The organism is Paraburkholderia tropica, from assembly GCF_914484835.1.
Lineage (GTDB): Bacteria > Pseudomonadota > Gammaproteobacteria > Burkholderiales > Burkholderiaceae > Paraburkholderia > Paraburkholderia tropica_A.
Genome location: NZ_CAJZAR010000068.1, coordinates 117,138 through 136,611, shown reverse-complemented (window position 1 = coordinate 136,611; position 19,474 = coordinate 117,138). Strand labels below are relative to the sequence as shown.

Sequence of the window (19,474 nt, the reverse complement as noted above, 5' to 3'; positions counted from 1 at the left end):
TCATGGCAGGCAATATGCCGCGCACCGCTTCGCGTGCGCCAGGCGGTAGCGCCAGAACCACAACCAAAACCAAAGCCACGGGAACAGCACTACCCGTGGTCAACCCGCTGGATCTCTGGTATCTCTGCGAAAAGGCAGTCTATGCCAAGCGCAACCCGTACCGGCGAGCGAAAGACAACCGGCCTATGTACCAGCGTACAGTCACTACGCTGGTACGCGCCGACAACGAGCTCTTTGAGTATCATTTTCCTTACTGCGGTGAAGTTGGCTTTGACATGACCGCTTCACCACCCAAGCCATTGATGAGCCGGAAGGACAAGTGGCGGCCTAGTCGTTTTCCACTTTCGTTTTACAGCCAGATTAGCAGCAAGACACTACCCGGTTACACGACGCTGGAAATCGATCGCGATCTTTTGGGAAAAGACGAACTTGAAGCTGCCATTGCGCTCCCGCTACCTGATGATGTGGAGACGCGTGGCGTATGGACTGATATACAGGGCGGCATGCGCGGCCTGCTGCGCATTCCCGACGTGCTGCGACTTCATAGCTTCACTAATCCAAGCACGGCGCAGTACAGCCAACCGAATTTGGCTTGCGTGATCGAGATGAAATTTCCGGGGGATAGGCTCTCGGAAAGGCAGCAGCGCGCCTACGAAAATATAGCCGGTTTGAAGAGCAATTTTCGGTTGCTAGAAACAAGTCGATGTGAACTGGCGGACAAGCGCCTTCGACGAGACTGGATGCGGGCGGCACAAAAGGAACCAGTCTATAAGCCCGTTAGCAAGCCTATGAGCTTGCCAATGCGCTCGATGGCCGATCCTTATCAGTTACTGGTTGGCATGATCGACGCGGAACACGAGTTAGCACGGAGGCGACTCGAAGTCAGACCGCCACCACCAGGTACTCACGTAATGAGTGCTTTGCCCGATGCCGGAGAAGCCGAAGCAAACCGCCGTCAAGGTGTAGCGCAGATCGAAATGACGCTGGCTGCGCCGTTTGTGCTGGTTGGCACTTCCATACTCGCGATTGCAACCAGCTTGGAGGCTGGTGTCGCTGTTGTCATAGAGGAAGCCACCGTTGCCGCGAATGCCGGTGCCAAGGTTATTCACTTTGATCGTTATTTACGTGCAGCCCGTGTAGCCCGCGCGGCTACCACCGCTGGGGTGGCGGCAACCGCCGCCGACAAGTTGGCGGCGCAGCCAGCAAGCGTGCAGCAACCAACCGCAGCAGCGGCATCCTCTGAGCAGTATCGTCAGTGGGATGCCTACTCGGCTTGGGATAGTCAGCAGCAATCTCAACAGCAAAATGAAAGGCATTACCTTTTTTGGCCCGACGCGCCGGGGAACACACGATGAACGAAAAAGAATTCTTCGACGCGTTCGAAGCTGAGCGCTGGAATTTCACCTTTATGGATGAAGCAGACACGACTAAGCCCGTGCAGCAGGTCGGAATCGTCGCTGTCTTTCATCTCGTGGACGCATATTTACCTTTCAGACGAAAAAATATCGCCGAAGCGTTCACTATCTATAATAATTATTTTGGAGAAAAGCTAGTCGCAGGCTATAGGGAGGATATAGGAATGAAGATTATCCCTTATGGTCGCAATGAATTTCTCGATTGCATCAAGTACATTGAAACCATAGGTTCGAATGACGCAGTAGAATTCAAATGGATGTCGCGTTCGAGCTTCGAGCTCGTCAGTGATTACATGTTTGGAGTGTATTCTCCCGAGGGCTGGTATGAAAAAATTCACGGATCACTTACAAAAATACGCATTTACCTTCCCATAGACGAATTGCGGAATGGTGGCCGCTTGCGTCTCGAAGAAATGCTGGCGGACTTGTGCCGGCTGCTAAGGCCGCTGCACGGTTCCGCGGGATTCGCCATACAGGAATGCCATACTTGGGAAGATTTTCAGCATATAGAGTATGAGACCGCCTGGGCATATCGCGGTGTTGACGTCTGTATACCGAGTGATAACAAAACATGGCGTGAGGGATACACCAATCTTAACTGGTACACCTTCATCGCCCATCATTGGCTGGCCAAACTCGGCACACCCCAAGAGCTGAAAGCCCAGTTAGACGACGAGCGCATCGCTGTTATCCCCTACGAATGGGGCAGTATGATTCGCGCGGGCGATTGGCCGCAACTAGGCAAGACCGACATCAATCCGAAACCTGAGCTATATGTGAAGGTCAACGAAGCCATTAAAACTTTGCGGGTGGAGGACATAGGCTCATTGCACTACGGCTCCGTGGGTGGCGAAGTGCGCTTTAACAAGCGCACCAGCAATTTGTGGCTACGGCGCTTTGATTCGCCGTCGCCAGTAACTACTGATGATCCTGTCACGCCTACGGGTGATCCAGCGACTGTCAAGGGAGAAGCTCGCGGCTTTCTTCGTGTAGCGTCGGGCACACCCTGTCCCTGGCCGGGAGTATGGCTATGCGATGAAGTTGAACACCTTGGCCCGCAGACTATCGCTCATGGCGTACCCATGCCTGAGATCGACGGGCGAAAAGTGACATGGAGACTACACAAGGCACTTTGACGGTGTGACATGCGCTCGTTCGGTACGTCACGATTCTGCCATCGTACACATGCGCGGCCCGCGGTTCCACCGCGGGGCGGCCGCTTATCGAGCAGGTCGCGTTGGTGATAGCTCGCTTCAATCCTGCTCGCAATGGTATTCACTGGCCGGCTCCCGTGCTGAATCGTGCTCAAGGGATATTGACCGATTCATCGTATCGGAATGAAATAGATCATTTCCCCGTTTCGGGTGCTAGCATGGAAATGAATCGGGGTTCATTCCGTCATCAATAAAAGAATCGTCATACGGTATGAATCGAACAAGATGATCCCGATCTTCAAGGAGAGGCGCACGATGCGACAACTCAGTGGCGGCAATGCGTGGCAATACACGCTCAATCTGCTCGGTGGCGGCTCGGTGCTTCATGCCCATGCGGGCCGCAATCCGCGCCGCGCGTGCGCCAGTCGTGCCGCGATGGCCGATCCTTCCGTGCCCAGGTCCGTACCCGCGCTGCGCGCGCATCTTGCCTTCGTCGAGGCGTGGTCGGACAACCTCATTTCGGTATCGTGGAGCGATCCCACCAGCGGGCGCTATGCGGAGCAGCCGTGGCGTCTGTGCATCGCGAGAAAGCGCGGTCTGTGCGCGCTCACGGGCGCGGATATTCAGCGCGGCGACAAGATCTATCGGCCTTTTACGCGCGGCGTGGCGCCGATCAACGCGGACTGGGCCGTGCTGGCCTCCGCATTGGAGCCGCGCGCGAAGGCATAAAAAACTCCCCAAAGCGGCGCGCCTTGGGGAGTGAGAAGGTCTGACTTCGGAGATCGCGAGCGCCGCCGATGTCGATTATCGGCGGCGCTTCTTATCCACCGGTCACCGGCGGGAAAAACGCAATCTCGCTGTCCTGCCGGACCACGAAATTATTGGCCACCATTTCGTGATTCACGGCCACGCGCACGGGCCGTTGGATATCGAGTGCCTCGGCGGCATTTGGGCCGCGTTCCATGAGCCGATTGCGCAGCCCGTCTATCGTGATCTGCGTGGCGTCGATATCGACGATTTCCTGCGCCATGCCGAGTTTCTCGCGAATGCTCGCGAAATATTTAATGGTGAGTTTCATGAAAGCGTTCCTGATGCGAAGTACGGCAGCCGTATTTTCATAAGCGTTTTTTAACCCCAGCGAAGCATGGCCTGCTCGTCGCGCGTTTTGGCTTCGACCCAATGCGCGTTGCCGTCGCGGTTGATTTCTTTCTTCCAGAATGGCGCGTGCGTCTTCAGAAAGTCCATGATGAATTCGCAGGCCTCGAAGGCGGCCGCGCGATGCGGTGATGCCACCACGACGAACACCACGGCGTGACCGAGCGCGATGCGCCCGACCCGGTGCACGATCTTCACCGCATCCAGCGACCAGCGCGCCGCCGCTTCCTCGACGATGCCCCAGAGCGAATGCTCGGTCATGCCCGGATAGTGTTCGAGTTCGAGCGCGACGATGTCGTCGCAGTCGCCGTTATTGCGCACGATGCCGATGAAATCCACCACGGCGCCCACGTTGGGATTGCGCATGATCGGCGAGACCTCGGCGACGACGTCGATAGGGGCGTGTTGCACGCGCACTTCGAAGCCCGCCGCAATGCCGCCGGCTGGCGTCGGGGTGTCTGGCACGAGTGGCGTATCGCTGGCTTGCCGCTCGTCCTGGGCGGAGTGCTGTGTCATTGCGTGATGTCCTCGAAGGTCCGCAGCGCGGGATTCGTGAGGTGCAAAGCCGCGCGAGCGGTTCAGCCGCCCACCAGCGACATGCGCACGGTGGGCCAGGTTTTACCGGTACCGGCGCGGCGGCGGTCTGCATTCAATTCCGAATAGCGGTCGTCGCGCGCATTCCATCGCGCGTGAATGGCGTCCATCAATTGCTCGCCGGGCACGGCTTCGCCGAGCCACGGTTTCAGATCCGCGCCTTGTGTCGCGAACAGGCAGGTGTAGAGCTGGCCGTCGGCGGAAACGCGTGCGCGTGAGCATTCCCCGCAAAAGGGTTCGGAAACGCTGGCGATAAAACCGACCGTGCCTTTTCCGTCCGCGTGACGATAATTCACCGAGGTGGCGCCGCTATCCGCGTGATCGGCGGCAATGAGCGGAAATTCCTTTTCGACGATTGCGCGAATATCGCGCGCTTTCAATACCGTGGAATTCGACCAGCCGGCCGCGCCGCCCACATCCATGAATTCGATAAAGCGCAGCGCAATCTCGCTGCCTTTGAAATGGCGCACGAGCGGCAGAATCTGATGGTCGTTCACGCCGCGCTCGATCACCGTGTTGACTTTCACGGGTGCGAGGCCCACGGCCTGCGCCTGTTCGATGCCGTCGAGAATGCGCGCGACCGGCAGATCCACATCGCTCATGCGGCGGAATACGGCGTCGTCGAGCGCGTCGAGACTGACCGTCACGCGCGAGAGACCCGCATCGCGCAAACCTCGCGCACGCGCGCCCAGCAGCGAGCCATTCGTGGTGAGCGCGATGTCGAGCGGTTTGCCCTTCAGCGTGGTCATACGCGCGAGGCGTTCGATCAACGTTTCAAGTCCGCGCCGCAACAGCGGCTCGCCGCCGGTGATGCGGATTTTCTCGACGCCGAGCGCGACGAATGCGTGCGCGATCTTCATCATTTCGTCGAACGAGATCCGCTCCGATGCGCGCAGAAAGCGATAGTGCTCGTCGAAGACCTCGCGCGGCATGCAGTAGGTGCAGCGGAAATTGCACTGATCGATGACGGAGAGGCGCAAATCGCGCAGCGGCCGGTCGCGACCGTCGCGCACCGCGGCGACGGGCGAAGCCACGGCGCGGTCGGGCACGGCGGGTTCAACAATAACGTCTTCGGCGATGGCGTTCACGATCGGTGTGGTCTGGCGAAATAGCGTTTGAAAAACGGCGGCATCGCGCTATTGCGGCGCCTGGTGGCGGCCGGATCGCGCGATGTCGCGAGCGTGTAAGGAGCATAGTGCCGCGAGCGCCCGAGACTGGTGCACAGTCGGCGACGGAACACAGCAGTACAGTTGCGGTCTGCGGGGCGACGCGAGATCGAATCACCCGGCTCAATTCGCTCGGGTCAATTCAGATACGGCCAGCGCGCGCCCGTGTAAAACGGGCGACGCGCGGCGTCATGGGATCAGTGATAACCCGGGTCGCCCTCGCGCACCTTGCCCCGGAATACGCGATATTGCATCGCGTTATAGACGAGAATGATCGGCAGCACGATCACGGTGCCGACGAGCGCGAAAAGCTGGCTCGAATGCGTGGACGAGGCTTCCCAGATCGTCAGCGAAGGCGGAATGATATACGGCCAGATGCTGATAATGAGCCCCGTATAGCCGAGAAAGCAGATGAGCAGCGAAAGCACGAATGGCGTGGTTTCGTGGCGCGCGCGCAGCGAATGGAAAATACCCAACACGCTGGCAACGACCAGAATCGGCACCGGCAGGAACCAGCCGAGATTGCCGCTAAAGAACCAGCGCTGTCTCACCGAAGGCAAGCCGAGCACGGTCCACAGGCTGACCACGGTGATGGCGAGCAGCAGTACCGCCACGAGCGGGCGCATGATTTCGCGCATTTTGCGCTGTAGTTCGCCGTCCGTTTTCATGATGAGCCAGCCGCAGCCGAGCGTCGCGTAGGTGAGCAGCACGCCGAAACCGCAGAACACGCTGAATGGCGAGAACCAGTCGAACGGATCGCCGGCGAATTTAGCGTCGACGATCTTGATGCCTTGCAACAGCGAGCCGAGCGTGATGCCCTGGCACATGGCGGCGAGCGCCGAGCCGCCGATAAACGCGAGATCCCACGCATGCTGCGTGCGCGTGGCTTTCGCGCGCAATTCGAATGCCGCGCCGCGAAAAATCAGACCCACCAGCATCAGCATCAGCGGCATGTAATTGGCGGGCAGCAAGGTCGAATAAACCACGGGAAAGGCGCCGTATAATCCGGCGCCGCCGAGCACGAGAAAGGTTTCGTTGCCGTCCCAGACGGGCGCGACGGTATTGAGCATCACCTCGCGTTCGCCCTTGCCTTCGAAAAACGGAAAGAGCAGGCCGATGCCGAGATCGAAACCGTCGAGCATCACATAGATAAAGACGCCGAGTCCGATAATGGCGGCCCAGATCACAGGAAGGTCGATTTGCATGGCCTTACTCTCCCACCACGGCGTCGAGCGCGCGATTGTGCAGTCCCGGATATTTGAGCGATTCGTTTGTTTCCACGCCGGTCGCCGGACCTTTCTTCATCATCTTGAGCATGTAATACACGCCCGTGCCGAAGACGAGGAAATAGACGATCACGAAGATCAGCAGCGATACGCCCGCTTGTTGCGCGCCGATGGGCGAAACCGAATCGATGGTGCGGACCACGCCATAGACGGTCCACGGCTGGCGGCCGACTTCGGTGGTGATCCAGCCCGCGAGTAGCGCCAGAATGCCCGATGGCCCCATGCACAGCACCAGCCGCTGAAACCAGCGCGATTCATAAAGCCGTCCGCCTGATCGCAGCAGCAGGCCGAGCACGGCGGTCAGCAGCATCAGCATGCCGAGTCCCGCCATGATGCGGAACGTCCAGAATACGATGGGCGAATAGGGACGGTCTTGCGGCGCAAATTCCTTGAGGCCGCGAATTTCGCCATTCCAGCTATGCGTGAGAATCAGGCTGCCTAAATGCGGTACCTGGATGGCGTAGCGCGTGACTTCGGCATCCATATCGGGAAAGCCGATGAGATTGAGCGCGGTGCCGCCGTGTTCGGTTTCCCAAAGGCCTTCGATTGCCGCTATTTTCGCGGGCTGATATTCGCGCGTATTAAGGCCGTGCGCGTCGCCGACGAAAATCTGCACGGGCGCGAGCACGAGCAGCATCCAGAGCGCCATCGAGAAACTGCGCTTGACCGGCACGTCGCGGCGGCCATGCAGCAAATGCCATGCGCCGCACGCGGCCACGATAAACGCGGCCACGATAAATGCCGCGATCGTCATATGCGCGAGACGGAAAGGAAAGGACGGATTGAAAATCACTTTCCACCAGTCCACCGGCACGATGCGGCCGTTCTCGATCGCATAGCCTTGCGGCGTCTGCATGAAGCTATTCGACGAAAGAATCCAGAATGTGGAAATGAGCGTGCCGACCGCCACCATCACCGTCGAAAAGAAATGCGCTTTGGGACTCACGCGACTCCAGCCGAACAGCATCACGCCAAGAAAACCGGCTTCGAGAAAGAAAGCGGTCAAGACTTCATAGGTCAGCAGCGGACCGGTAATATTGCCCGCTATGGTCGAAAAGCCGCTCCAGTTCGTGCCGAATTCGTACGCCATCACGACACCGGAGACCACGCCCATGCCAAAGCCCACCGCGAAGATTTTCACCCAGAAGCGGTACATGTCTTTATAGGCGGGGTCGCCGGTCAGCAGCAATCGCCATTCGAGCACGGCCAGAAAACTCGCCATACCGATGCTGATCGCCGGAAAGACAATATGAAACGAGACCGTGAAAGCGAATTGCAGCCTGGCGAGATGAAATGCGTCGAAGATATCCATGATTCTTTTGCACTCCCTTAACGACTGCATGCGCATGCCCACGGCCGCGTGCCGGGACCGCGCGGTACCCGGCCCAGCTCGCGGCCATGCCTGTGCCTGATTCGCCGCGCCTAATTCCCCGCCGCACGCATGACGTGTACTGGCACGGATTTATACGAGGGCGTGCCGCTCTCCTTGTCGATATAGTCGAGCGGAACGAGCACATTAGCTTCAGGATAATACGCAGCGACAGAACCGCGCGCGATGCTGTACACGATCGCCGTAATGTTCTTCAGACGAAGCGTGCGCCCCGACGACGTCACCGTTTCGATATCGACGAGATCGCCATGTTCGATGCCATAGGCCGCCATGTCGTCGGCGTTCATGAACAGCACGTCGCGGCGGCCGAACACACCGCGATAGCGGTCGTCCATCGCGTAGATCGTCGTGTTGTACTGGTCGTGGCTGCGAATCGTAATGAGCCGCAGCACGTTTTGCGCGCCCAGCACATCGGCGTCTTCTTTCACGCCGCCGTAGACGGAGAATTCGGCCTTGCCCGAGGGCGTGTGCCAGTGCCGTTCGGTGGGCGGCAGCGGCAGACGGAAGCCGCCCGGCACGCGAATGCGCCGGTTGAAGTCCTCGAAGCCGGGCACGGTGCGTTCGATCAGATCGCGGATCTTGTCGTAATCGGCGATCAATTCCATCCACGGCACTTTGGTATTCGGCAGCGTCGCGCGCGCCATGCCCGCGACGATCGCGGGTTCGGAGCGCAACTGGTCGGACGCGGGCGTGAGCTTGCCCGCCGACGCATGCACCATAGACATCGAATCTTCCACGGTGATCGATTGCCGTCCGCTGCTTTGCAGGTCGAGTTCCGTGCGGCCGAGGCACGGAAACAAGTAAGTTTCCTTCGACACCAGCAAGTGCGTGCGATTGAGTTTGGTGCCGATATGCACGCCGAGATCGAGTGCGGCCATCGCGGGAAACGATTGCTCGGAGTCGGGCAGCGCCACCGCGAAATTGCCGCCGAGGCACAGCAGCGCCTTGGCTGTGCCGTCGATCATCGCCTGCATGGCCTGCACCGCGTCGTGGCCGTGGCCGGCGGGCGGTGTGAAGCCGCACGCGTCCTCGATCAGTTTAAGAAAAGCTTTCGACGGCTTTTCGGTAATGCCTACCGTACGATTGCCTTGCACGTTCGAATGGCCGCGCAGCGGGCAAATGCCCGCACCGGGCTTGCCGAAATTGCCGCGCATCAGCAGCAGGTCGGCGATCAGGCGCACGTTGGCCGTGCCTTTGTTGTGCTGCGTGACGCCCATGCCGTAGGTGACGATGGTCGCGTTCGATTTCGCGTAGGCGAGGGCCACGTGTTCGAGGTCGGGGCGCGCGAGGCCGCTGGCTTTCTCGATGTCGTCCCACGAGGTGGCGTCGAGATCGGCTGCGAAGGCGTCGAAGCCGGAGGTGTGCTGCGCGATGAATGCCTTGTCGAGCACGCCGCCTTGTTCCGCTTCCATTTGCAGCAGCGCTTTCATCACGCCTTTGAGCGCGGCGGCGTCGCCGCCCGCATCGACCTGAAAATAGGTGGAGGCGATGCGCGTCGAGCCGAACGTCGCCATTTCGAACATGCTTTGCGGATCGGCGAAACGTTCGAGCGCGCGCTCGCGCAGCGGATTGAACACGATGATCGGCACATTGCGCCGCGCGGCTTCGTGCAGCGTGCCCATCATGCGCGGATGATTCGTGCCGGGATTATGGCCGATGGCGATAATCAATTCCGTCGAGTCGAAATCGTCGAGCGAAACCGTGCCTTTGCCGATGCCGATCGATTGCGGCAGGCCGACGCTGGTCGGCTCATGGCACATATTCGAGCAATCGGGAAAATTATTGGTACCGAATTCACGCGCGAATAACTGATAAAGAAACGCGGCTTCGTTCGATGCACGCCCCGACGTATAGAACTCGACCTGATCCGGCGAAAGCGAACGCAGAATTTCGCCGATGCGCGCAAAGGCGTCTTCCCAGTCGACAGGGCGAAACGTATCGGTCGCGCGGTCGTAGACGAGCGGGTGCGTGAGCCGCCCCATGTCCTCAAGTTCGTAATCGGTCTTTTGCAGCAGCGACGTGACGGTATTCGCCGCGAAGAATTTCGGCGTGACGCGTTTGGTGGTGGCTTCCCAGGTGACGGCCTTTGCGCCGTTTTCGCAGAACTGGAATGTGGATCGATGTTCCTTGTCGGGCCACGCGCAGCCGGGGCAATCGAAGCCGTCGGGCTGATTGGTGCGCATCAGCGTGATGGGCGCCTCGATGCTTTCCATCTGATCGTGAATCGCCTGCGCGGTCGCTTTGAGCGCGCCCCATCCGCCTGCGGGACCGGTGTAGGGATGGACGCCTGGCACATCACGTAGTTTCGTCATAGGAAACTCCATTCGGTGTTCCGCATAGCGGATGAAATCCAGTCCCTGTTGTCAGGATTCAGTTTAGGAAATCCCGATATGGAGACAAGAATGAAATACCCCGATTCGCCATCGCATGTTTCCGCGGATAGGTCCACGTTGTGTTTAATTGAATATATCGATTTCCCAAGACAAATAACGCGCTTCGAAATGCGCAATGCCGCCGAAGCGGCTTGCGAACAGGGCGGAATTGAAGCGTGCCAGCCCATTCTAGGGACGCGCGTTCAGCGCGTGAACTACCGCCGATCCGATATGAGCTATCGGCGGCGGCGTGAATGGCATTAGTGTTTTACCGGTACGACTTTGCCACGAAACAGGTGATACTGATAAAGGTTGTAGCCAATCATGATCGGAAAGACGATACCGATGCCAAACAGCATGAAGGTGAGCGTCGTGCTGTCCGAAGCGGCGGCCGCCACCGTCAACTGGCCGGGCACGATATACGGGAACATGCTGATCGCGAGGCCCGCGAACGAGAACACGAACAGCAGCGTCGCGCCCGCGAACGGACCGTGTTCGCCGCGCATGTGTATCGCGTAGAGCACGTAGGCGAAGGTCAGCGCGGCGAGCACCGCGAGCGCGATCAGCAGATGGAACACGCCTTGCTCCTGCCAGCGCGTGATGCCCACGGGGCTCAGCTTGAGCGTCGCGAACGAGACCACGAGCGCGGCGGCCACGGTCGTGAACACGGCCACGATTGCATGGCGGCGCGAGCGGCTTTCAATGTCGCCGGTGGTCTTCTTCACGAGCCAGGTCGCGCCGAGCAGGCAATAGCCGGACACCACACCCACGGCGGTCGCGGCCACGAATCCGGCGCTCGCGAGGCCCGGCACGAAGCCGGTGAGGATCTTGCCGAGCACGATGCCCTGTGAGATCGCCGCAAGCAGGCTGCCGAGACCGAACACACGGTCCCACACGAGTTTGCTGGTGTGGGCGGCGTGGCGGAATTCGATGGCCGCGCCGCGCATGATGAAACTCGCGATCAGCACCATCACGGGCACGTAGAGGTCCGAGAGGATCATCGCGTAGGCGGCGGGGAACGCGCCGAACAGCGCGCCGCCGAGCGCGACGAGCCACGTTTCATTGGCGTCCCAGACGTGGCCGATGGACTGGATCATGAGGTCGCGGTCGGCTTCGCGTCGGCGCAGCAGCGTGAGGATGCCGACGCCGAGATCGAAGCCGTCGGTGACGACATAGAGCACGAGCATCAGGCCGATGAGTCCGAACCACGCGTGGTTCAAGAGGTCCTGAGTTGAAGCGGGGGTCATGTGACTTCCTGTGCGATGAATGCGGTTCTTGAAGACGTGGCGGCGTTCAATAGTCGACGGCGTGCGGCACCGCCTGGCGCACCGGTTCGACGGGCGGCATCAGCGCGAGGTCGGGGCCGTTGCGCAGCCAGCGGCGCGCGAACACGAAGAAGGACGTGATGAGCACAACGAAGAATGCGGTGAACATGATCATGCTCCCCGTGATCGCGCCCGCCGGAATCGCGGAGGCCGCGTGATCGGTGCGCAGCAGACCGTAGACGACCCACGGCTGGCGGCCCACTTCGCGCACGATCCAGCCGCATTCCACGGCGATATACGGCAGCGGAATCGCGAGTACCCACGCGAGCAGCAGCTTGCGTTGTGCGAGCAGCGCGTCGAGATGGCCGCGCGATTTACGCAGCGCATAGAGCGTCCAGAACGCGAGCACCATGAACAGGAAACCGATGCCCGCCATCGCGCGGAACGCGTAGTAAAGCAGCGGCAGCATGGGCGGTTGATCGGCGCGCGCAATGTCGCGCATGCCCGTGACCTTGCCGTGCAGGCTATGCGTGCCGAGAATGCTCAGCATGCCCGGCACTTCGAGCGACCAGTCGTTGTCCTGCTTCGCGGCGTCGGGCCACGCGAGCAACGACCAGCTCGCGCCCGTGCCCGGCGCATTGGTTTGCCAGTGGCCTTCGATCGCCGCGCCCTTGGCGGGCTGCGTTTCGAACACGTCCACGCCGCTCGAATCGCCGAGCCAGATCTGCACGGGGGCAACGAAGGCGAGCAACAGCAGCGCGAGTTTGAACGAACGCACAAAGAACGTCGGATTGCGGCGTTTGAACAGGTAATAGGCCGAGATGCCCGCGATCACCACGAGGCCAGTTTCGAGCGCGGCGAACCACATGTGCGAGACGCCCCAGGCCATGTCGGGATTGAAAATGGCTTTCACGTAATCGATGACCACGAGTTTGCCGTCCACCAGCGCCACGCCGCGCGGCGTTTGCAGCCACGAGTTCGCGACCATGATCCAGAACGCGGAAAGCGAGGAGCCGAGCGCGACCATCGCGGTGGCGAACAGATGCACGCCCTTGGGCACGCGGCCCCAGCCAAGCATCATGATGCCGACGAAGCCCGCTTCGAGCATGAACGCCATCGCGCCTTCGAAGCCGAGAATATTGCCGAAGAACTGGCCCGTGTATTGCGAGAACGGTCCCCAGTTGGTGCCGAATTGAAACTCCATCGGAATGCCGCTCACCACGCCCACGGCGAAATTGAGTATCAGCAGCTTGCTCCAGAAGCGCGCGTGTCGATACCAGACCACGTCGCTGGTTTTCACCCAGAGCGTTTCGACGACGAGCAGAAAAGCGGACAGGCTGATCGTGAGAATCGGCCAGAGTATGTGGAAGATCGCGGTCAGGGCAAACTGGCCGCGCGCCAGATTCAGGGCTTCGACAGACATGAGGGTCACCAGGCAGATTGAACGGCGCGTGCGCCCGTATCGGGCGCGGCGCGCGTCATGAAAACTTCGAAAAGCAGCTTGAAAAGCGCTTTAAAACGCGGGCATGGCCGCAGGCTCGGAGGACGCGTGCAACAGCACGGGAATCGACTTGGAAGTCGGCGTGTTGCAAACGTCGCCCACACTCGCGAGCGGCACGAGCGGATTGGTCTCGGGGTAATAGGCGCCGATGCAGCCGCGCGGAATGTCGTATTCCACGAGACGGAAATGATCGGCGCGGCGCACGATGCCATCGTCCCAGACCGTGCTCATATCGACCCAGTCGCCATTCCTGAAACCCAGCATGGCGATGTCGGCGGGGTTGATGAACACCACGCGGCGCTGGCCGAACACGCCGCGATACCGGTCGTCGAGCGCGTAGATCGTGGTGTTGTATTGATCGTGCGAGCGCGTTGTCATGAGCGTCATCAGGCGGTCGCCGTGCTGCGCTTTCGCGCGTGCGATCGGCGTGTCCTGCTGCACGGCGTGCACGATGAAATTCGCTTTGCCCGTGTCGGTTTTCCAGTCGCGCTCGCGCGAGGCCACGCGCAGATGAAAGCCGCCCGGATGCTGGATGCGCTCGTTGTAGCGGTCGAAACCTTCGACGGTTTGCTCGATGGCGTCGCGCACTTTCGCATAATCGCCCGCGAAGCCGAGCCAGTCCACTTTCGCGTCGCCGAGCGTCGCGTGCGCGATGTTCGCCACGATCGCCGTTTCCGACATCAGATTCGGCGACGCCGGCTTGTTCATGCCGTACGAGATGTGCACCATGCTCATCGAGTCCTCGACCGTCACGCCTTGTGCGATGCCGTTCTGCACGTCGATTTCGGTGCGCCCGAGCGTCGGCAGAATCAATGCGTTTTCGCCGTGGACGAGGTGACTGCGATTGAGCTTCGTGGTGATATGCACGGTGAGCTTGCACGAACGCAGGCCGTCGAATGTGCGCAACGTATCGGGCGTCGCCATGGCGAAGTTGCCGCCGAGTCCGATAAACACTTTCAGGTGGCCTTCGATCATGTGCTCGACCGTTTCCACCACGTCGAGCCCATGTTCGCGCGGCGGCGCGAAATCGAATACCGTGCCGAGTCGATCGAGAAACGCTTGCGAAGGTTTCTCCTCGATGCCCACGGTGCGATTGCCCTGCACGTTCGAATGGCCGCGCACGGGGCACAGCCCCGCGCCTTCGCGGCCGATATTGCCGCGCATCATCAGCAGATTGGACAGCAGATGCACGGTCTGCACCGAATGCTTGTGCTGCGTGATGCCCATGCCCCACGTGGCGATCACGCGCTTGCCGTTCGCATAGACGCGCGCGAGTCCTTCGATATCTTCACGCGCCACGCCGGATTCCGCTTCGAGCAGCGGCCAGCTTTCGTTGCGCAGATCTTCGGCGAAGGCCGCGAAGCCGAGCGTGTGCTGCTGAATGAAGTCGATATCGAGCACGCGCTCCGTGCCGTTTTCGAGCGCTTCGTCGTCGAGTTCGATCAGGCGTTTGGCGACGCCTTTAATCAGCGCGAAATCGCCGCCGAGTTTCGGCTGAATAAACATCGAGGCGATTTTCGTGCTGCCGAACGTGATCATTTCCATCGGATGCTGCGGGCTCGTGAAGCGTTCGAGCCCACGCTCGCGCAGCGGATTCACCGAGACGATCGTCGCGCCGCGGCGCGACGCCTCGCGCAATTCGCCGAGCATGCGCGGGTGATTCGTCGCCGGATTCTGGCCGAAGATAATGATGGTGTCGGCGGCTTCGAAGTCGTCGAGCGTGACCGTGCCTTTGCCGATGCCGACCGTCGACGGCAGGCCGCGGCTGGTGGCTTCGTGACACATGTTCGAGCAGTCGGGGAAATTGTTGGTGCCGAACATCCGCACGAACAACTGATAGACGAACGCGGCTTCGTTGCTCGCGCGGCCCGAGGTGTAGAACGCGGCTTCGTCGGGCGAATCGAGTTCGTTCAGGTGCTTCGCGATCAGCGCGAAGGCGTCGTGCCAGGCGATCGGTTGATAACGGTCGGTGATCGCGTCGTAGACCATCGGGTCGGTGAGGCGGCCGTGTTGTTCGAGTTCGTAGTCGGTCTGCTTCATCAGCGACTCGACGGTATGCGTTTCGAAAAAGTCCGGCGTGACGCGCTTGGTGGTCGCTTCGGCGGCCACGGCTTTCACGCCGTTTTCGCAGAACTCGAACGTCGATGCATGCTGGCGGTCGGGCCATGCGCAGCCGGGGCAGTCGAAACCGTCCGGCTGATTCTGTTTGAACAGCGTGCGGTAATTGCCGCCCGACACGCGCTCCTTGATCAGATTGATGGCGACATATTTGAGTGCGCCCCAGCCCGCGGCGGGGTGGTGATACGCCTCGATTTTTCCCTTTGGCTTGGCCTTGTCCATTACCCTTGGCTCCGTTGACGTTGCGCGGCCCCGGGTCGATCCGCGAGGCGTAAAGCGCTGTATCTGCTTAGGTGAAAGCGTAAAAGGTAAGGACGGCGTGCATGACACACAAAATCCGTTCGCAACTTAGAGTACAGTTGCGCCGCGCCACCGCAGTACACTGCGCGAGCCATGCTGTGAGCGACTGAAGGGAGAACGCAGTGAAACTCTATGAAAAGCTCGCGGACGACATTGAAACGTTGATCCGCAAGGGCGTGTACCGCCCGGGCGACCGCGTGCCGTCGGTGCGCCAGGCGAGCCAGCAGCACCGCATCAGTATTACGACGGTGATTCGTGCGTATTTGCTGCTGGAAAGCCGTGGCGTGCTCGAAAGCCGCCCGCAATCGGGTTATTTCGTGAGCGTGCGCGTGAGCGAAGGCAGTGTGCAATCCGATGAATTGCGCCCGAGTCAGCCGATTGCCGTATCGGCCACAGTGGACGTGAGTCGGCTCGTGTTGTCGACGTTACGTTCCATCGGCACCGACGACGCGGTGCCGCTCGGCTCGCCGTATCCCGATCCGCAATTGTTTCCGTATGAAAAGATCAATCGCTATGCGTCGGCGGTGGGGCGCAAGAAATCGCTGTGGGGTGTGAACAACGCCTTGCCGCCGGGTAACCCGGAATTGCTGCGGCAAATTGCCCGCCGCTATCTGGAGAACGGCATGGCCGTGGACCCCAACGAGATCATCGTGACCGTGGGCGCGACCGAAGCCATGAATTTGTGCTTGCAGGCCGTGGCGAAACCGGGCGACGTGATTGCCGTGGAATCACCCACGTTCTACGCGATGCTGCACGCCATCGAGCGTTCGGGCATGAAGGCCATCGAAGTGGCGACGCATCCCGAATACGGCATGGATGTGGGCGCGCTCGCGAAGATCATCGAAACGGAAAAGGTGGCGGCCTGCATGGTGATGCCGAATTTCCAGAATCCGCTCGGCTTTTTGATGCCCGACGAACGCAAGCGCGAACTCGTCGATCTGCTCGCGAAAGCGGAGATTCCGGTGATTGAAAACGGCGTCTATAACGAGCTGTATTTTGGCGATTCGCATCCGACCACGCTTAAATCGTATGATAAAAACGGCATGGTGCTGCACTGCGGATCGTTTTCGAAAAGCCTGACGGCCGCGTATCGCATCGGCTGGGCTTTGCCGGGGCGTTACCGCGATCAGGTCGAGAAACTGAAGTTTCTGAATACGCTCACGACCTCGGTCGTTCCGCAATTGGCCATTGCCGAATATCTCGAACGCGACGGCTACGAGCATCATCTGCGACGCATTCGAAAGAATTACGCGCAGCAGGCCAATCTGATGAAGGCGATGGTCACGCGTTTCTTTCCGGCGGGCACGCGCATGTCGAGTCCTGCGGGCGGCTATGTGCTGTGGATCGAACTGCCTGCAAAGGTCGATTCGATGAAGCTCTACCAGCTTGCGCTGGCGCGCGGCATTACGATCGGGCCGGGCTATATGTTTTCGGTTTCGGACAATTACCGGAACTTCATTCGCCTCAATTACAGCAGCCCGTGGTCGCCGGAAATCGAACAGGCGATTATCACGGTGGGCAAGCTCGCGGCGTCTTGTGCGCGTTGAGCGTGGCGGCGCGCGCGAGTACATCGTGCGCGCCGCGCGGCTCTAGGTGAGCTGATAGTGCGGGCCGGGCTGCGTGGCGGGCGGCAAGGCTTCGTCGCACAGTTCGAGCACCGCGCGTTCGATCGTGCAGGTCATGGCGTCGAGCGCGAGATTGTTGGGCGCAAGCCCGAACGGATCGGAGATTTCGCTGGCAATCGCTTCCAGCGCGAGCAGCGTATAGGAAACGAACACGCAGATCAGCGGCGTGGCAAAGCCAATCGAATCGATCAGGCCGAAAGGCAGCAGCGCGCAATAGGCGTAGACCGTGCGATGCAGGAGTACGCCGTAAGCGAACGGAATCGGCGTGGCGAGAATGCGTTCGCAGCCGCCCACGGCCGCGCCGAGATCGTTGATCTGCTGATCCATCATCCACAGTTGCGTGTCGGAAAGCGCGCCCGCGCGCTTGAGCGCGGCAAGGTGACGGCGTACTTCGTCGAGCAGGACGATCGGCCGAAAGACGCGTGTGCCCAACGCGGCCGCTTGCTCCGCGCCCAGCAGGCGCGTGAAATCGGCGCTGGGATCGGAATGGCGCAATTCGTGTTTGAGCGCGTAGGAGAAAGCAATCAGCAAACGCGGCACGCGGCGATTTTCGAATGGCGCGGCGCTGGCCGGCACGTAGTTGCGGAATTGCGAAATGAGCGCGCGCGCGGAAATCAGCACATTGCCCCACAAGCGGCGCGCTTCCCAATAGCGTTCGTAACTCGCGTTATTGCGGAACGCGAGAAAGATCGTCAGCGCCACGCCGCACAGCGTGAATGGCGTGGTATTGAGCGGAATCTTTTCGCCGAGAATGCGGCCGTGCGTGCACATCGCGAGCACGCTCACGAGCGTCATAAACGCAAGTTGCGGAATGATCGCCTTGAGGACGGAGCCATGCCAGACAAAAAGCATGCGAAACCAGTTCGGCGCGGGGCGGATGATCATAGAAGGGACGTCAGGAGTTTCGTCGAAGGGCGCATTCACCATCGTGCGGAATACGGTGCGCACGATCAGGAATAGTCGAAGCGTACGCGGGCTCGATTTGCACGAGTACGCACACTTCATCGCCGATCCGAAGAGTACAGTTTTGACGTCCCGGATTGAAATGCGAACGGGCGCGGCGCGCCTTGGGGCTAGTGAATCACGACCGCGTTGCGGCCCGCGTGCTTCGCGCGGTACAGCGCGAGATCGGCGGCGGCGAAGGCAGCCTGGCTGCTCGCGGCGTCGAGTGCGGAGCGTTGCGTGAGCGCCGCGCCGACACTCACCGTCACCACGCCCGCCTTGGAATGCCGATGCGCGATGTCGAGCTGCATCACGCCGCGCCGCAGCTTTTCGAGGATGGTGGGCACTTCGCCGCGAGGCTGGCCGCTGAGCAGCATGCCGAATTCCTCGCCGCCCATGCGTCCCGCGATCACCTGATATTCGTCGGCCACTTCCTGCAAAACCGCGGCGACCTTTTGCAAACAGACGTCGCCGGCCGGATGACCATAGGTGTCGTTGTATTGCTTGAACCAGTCGATATCGACCATGACGGCGGTGAGCCAGTCGCCGGGCTGCGCGTCGTGCCATTTCTGGCGCACGCTTTCGAGCATGAAGCGGCGGTTGAACAGGCGCGTTACGGGGTCGGTGGCGGTCGCGCAGCGCAGCTTCAGATCATTCTCGATCATGGCGCGCAGATGCTCGAACACATCGCGATGCGCCGCGGTCAGCACGCGCGGTTCCGGGTCCATCGCGCAGAGCGCGCCCACGCGCTCGCCGTCGGGCGCGTGCAGCGGAATGGCCGCGTAGAAGCGCACGTGGGGCGCGTGGGTCACCAGCAGGCATTGCGTGAAGCGCGGATCGCCGCGCGTGTCTTCCACCACGAAAAGCTCGTCGCTTTCGATCACGTAATTGCTCAGCGACTGTTTGCGCGGGACCGGATGCAAGACGGCGCCGGCCTCGGCGCGATAGTGCTGATGTTCGGCGTCGAGCAGCAGCACGGCCGTGATCGACGCGCCCGTGACGGTCTTGAGAATGGCGGCGGCGTGGCGGAAGCACTCGCGCATGACCTGATCGTCGTGCAGCAGCCATTCGATGATCGGCGAGTCGCCGGACTCGCGGGCGCCATGGACTTCCGCGCCATGAAAGGCGGAAGGGAGGCGATCGTCAGGGGAAAAGGCCAATGCGGAGTCCGTGGGTTGCCGTCGAGCACAG

The 19,474-nt window shown here is 60.6% G+C and carries 16 protein-coding genes; 5 read left to right on the top strand and 11 right to left on the bottom strand.

The features are described 5' to 3' along the window. Positions 1 to 2 precede the first annotated feature (2 nt). The 3 genes from LDO54_RS25160 (at position 3) to LDO54_RS25150 (ending at position 3,298) form a co-directional block, all read left to right on the top strand. Positions 3 to 1,355, top strand: a complete 1,353-nt coding sequence (locus tag LDO54_RS25160; RefSeq protein WP_224013382.1) for a VRR-NUC domain-containing protein — start codon at positions 3 to 5, stop codon at positions 1,353 to 1,355. Then, positions 1,352 to 2,551 (top strand): type VI immunity family protein, encoded by a 1,200-nt coding sequence (locus LDO54_RS25155; protein WP_224013381.1) that lies wholly within the window; start codon positions 1,352 to 1,354, stop codon positions 2,549 to 2,551. Before LDO54_RS25160 ends, LDO54_RS25155 begins: the two co-directional genes overlap by 4 nt. A gap of 333 nt (positions 2,552 to 2,884) precedes the next feature. Next, the gene (locus LDO54_RS25150; protein ID WP_224013380.1) at positions 2,885 to 3,298 is read left to right on the top strand and encodes a DUF3331 domain-containing protein; all 414 of its coding nucleotides are present in this window, start codon (positions 2,885 to 2,887) and stop codon (positions 3,296 to 3,298) included. Positions 3,299 to 3,389: 91 nt separating this feature from the next. Here LDO54_RS25150 and moaD read toward each other — a convergent pair whose 3' ends face one another. The 6 genes from moaD to LDO54_RS25120 all read right to left on the bottom strand — a co-directional run bounded on the left by moaD (position 3,390) and on the right by LDO54_RS25120 (position 10,472). Beyond that, entirely contained in the window at positions 3,390 to 3,647 is a 258-nt protein-coding gene (gene moaD, locus LDO54_RS25145) for a molybdopterin converting factor subunit 1 (protein WP_224013379.1), read from the bottom strand. 50 nt (positions 3,648 to 3,697) lie between these two features. Next, positions 3,698 to 4,240: a molybdenum cofactor biosynthesis protein MoaE gene (locus tag LDO54_RS25140; RefSeq protein WP_224013378.1), complete on the bottom strand. Its 543-nt coding sequence runs from the start codon at positions 4,238 to 4,240 to the stop codon at positions 3,698 to 3,700. Between the two features lie 62 nt (positions 4,241 to 4,302). Then, positions 4,303 to 5,406 (bottom strand): GTP 3',8-cyclase MoaA, encoded by a 1,104-nt coding sequence (moaA, locus tag LDO54_RS25135; protein ID WP_436975676.1) that lies wholly within the window; start codon positions 5,404 to 5,406, stop codon positions 4,303 to 4,305. A gap of 275 nt (positions 5,407 to 5,681) precedes the next feature. After that, positions 5,682 to 6,689 (bottom strand): cytochrome d ubiquinol oxidase subunit II, encoded by a 1,008-nt coding sequence (gene cydB, locus LDO54_RS25130; protein WP_224013377.1) that lies wholly within the window; start codon positions 6,687 to 6,689, stop codon positions 5,682 to 5,684. A gap of 4 nt (positions 6,690 to 6,693) precedes the next feature. Further along, complete coding sequence (locus LDO54_RS25125; RefSeq protein WP_224013376.1) at positions 6,694 to 8,082, bottom strand: cytochrome ubiquinol oxidase subunit I; 1,389 nt, start codon at positions 8,080 to 8,082, stop codon at positions 6,694 to 6,696. Between the two features lie 110 nt (positions 8,083 to 8,192). Further along, entirely contained in the window at positions 8,193 to 10,472 is a 2,280-nt protein-coding gene (locus tag LDO54_RS25120) for an FdhF/YdeP family oxidoreductase (RefSeq protein WP_224013375.1), read from the bottom strand. 90 nt (positions 10,473 to 10,562) lie between these two features. Here LDO54_RS25120 and LDO54_RS25115 point away from each other — a divergent pair, with 90 nt between their 5' ends. Continuing rightward, positions 10,563 to 10,796 (top strand): hypothetical protein, encoded by a 234-nt coding sequence (locus tag LDO54_RS25115; protein ID WP_224013374.1) that lies wholly within the window; start codon positions 10,563 to 10,565, stop codon positions 10,794 to 10,796. Here LDO54_RS25115 and cydB (LDO54_RS25110) read toward each other — a convergent pair. The 3 genes from cydB (LDO54_RS25110) to LDO54_RS25100 all read right to left on the bottom strand — a co-directional run bounded on the left by cydB (LDO54_RS25110) (position 10,793) and on the right by LDO54_RS25100 (position 15,638). Next, positions 10,793 to 11,779, bottom strand: a complete 987-nt coding sequence (gene cydB, locus LDO54_RS25110; protein WP_224013373.1) for a cytochrome d ubiquinol oxidase subunit II — start codon at positions 11,777 to 11,779, stop codon at positions 10,793 to 10,795. The two genes, LDO54_RS25115 and cydB (LDO54_RS25110), sit on opposite strands and share 4 nt — an antisense overlap. 46 nt (positions 11,780 to 11,825) lie before the next feature. Continuing rightward, entirely contained in the window at positions 11,826 to 13,220 is a 1,395-nt protein-coding gene (locus tag LDO54_RS25105) for a cytochrome ubiquinol oxidase subunit I (protein ID WP_224013372.1), read from the bottom strand. Between the two features lie 90 nt (positions 13,221 to 13,310). After that, positions 13,311 to 15,638: an FdhF/YdeP family oxidoreductase gene (locus LDO54_RS25100; RefSeq protein WP_224013371.1), complete on the bottom strand. Its 2,328-nt coding sequence runs from the start codon at positions 15,636 to 15,638 to the stop codon at positions 13,311 to 13,313. Positions 15,639 to 15,838: 200 nt separating this feature from the next. Between LDO54_RS25100 and LDO54_RS25095 the strand changes: the two genes are divergently transcribed. Then, on the top strand, positions 15,839 to 17,263 hold the full coding sequence (locus tag LDO54_RS25095) for a PLP-dependent aminotransferase family protein (protein ID WP_224013370.1): 1,425 nt from the start codon (positions 15,839 to 15,841) through the stop codon (positions 17,261 to 17,263). A 42-nt stretch (positions 17,264 to 17,305) separates the two neighbouring features. On the opposite strand, the gene LDO54_RS25090 is transcribed toward LDO54_RS25095, so the two are convergent. Further along, a complete protein-coding gene (locus LDO54_RS25090) occupies positions 17,306 to 18,226 on the bottom strand; it encodes a bestrophin family protein (RefSeq protein ID WP_224013369.1) in 921 nt (306 codons plus the stop codon). 188 nt (positions 18,227 to 18,414) lie between these two features. Continuing rightward, on the bottom strand, positions 18,415 to 19,443 hold the full coding sequence (locus LDO54_RS25085) for a GGDEF domain-containing protein (protein WP_224013368.1): 1,029 nt from the start codon (positions 19,441 to 19,443) through the stop codon (positions 18,415 to 18,417). Positions 19,444 to 19,474: the final 31 nt, after the last annotated feature.

Bases quoted from the DNA above. Each gene is read 5' to 3' on its own strand.
- LDO54_RS25105 (WP_224013372.1), bottom strand. From the start codon at position 13,220: ATGTCTGTCGAAGCCCTGAATCTGGCGCGCGGCCAGTTTGCCCTGACC.
- LDO54_RS25125 (WP_224013376.1), bottom strand. From the start codon at position 8,082: ATGGATATCTTCGACGCATTTCATCTCGCCAGGCTGCAATTCGCTTTC.
- cydB (WP_224013373.1), bottom strand. From the start codon at position 11,779: ATGACCCCCGCTTCAACTCAGGACCTCTTGAACCACGCGTGGTTCGGA.
- moaD (WP_224013379.1), bottom strand. From the start codon at position 3,647: ATGAAACTCACCATTAAATATTTCGCGAGCATTCGCGAGAAACTCGGC.
- LDO54_RS25160 (WP_224013382.1), top strand. From the start codon at position 3: ATGGCAGGCAATATGCCGCGCACCGCTTCGCGTGCGCCAGGCGGTAGC.
- LDO54_RS25150 (WP_224013380.1), top strand. From the start codon at position 2,885: ATGCGACAACTCAGTGGCGGCAATGCGTGGCAATACACGCTCAATCTG.
- LDO54_RS25140 (WP_224013378.1), bottom strand. From the start codon at position 4,240: ATGACACAGCACTCCGCCCAGGACGAGCGGCAAGCCAGCGATACGCCA.
- cydB (WP_224013377.1), bottom strand. From the start codon at position 6,689: ATGCAAATCGACCTTCCTGTGATCTGGGCCGCCATTATCGGACTCGGC.
- LDO54_RS25100 (WP_224013371.1), bottom strand. From the start codon at position 15,638: ATGGACAAGGCCAAGCCAAAGGGAAAAATCGAGGCGTATCACCACCCC.
- LDO54_RS25155 (WP_224013381.1), top strand. From the start codon at position 1,352: ATGAACGAAAAAGAATTCTTCGACGCGTTCGAAGCTGAGCGCTGGAAT.
- LDO54_RS25120 (WP_224013375.1), bottom strand. From the start codon at position 10,472: ATGACGAAACTACGTGATGTGCCAGGCGTCCATCCCTACACCGGTCCC.
- LDO54_RS25090 (WP_224013369.1), bottom strand. From the start codon at position 18,226: ATGATCATCCGCCCCGCGCCGAACTGGTTTCGCATGCTTTTTGTCTGG.
- LDO54_RS25115 (WP_224013374.1), top strand. From the start codon at position 10,563: ATGAAATACCCCGATTCGCCATCGCATGTTTCCGCGGATAGGTCCACG.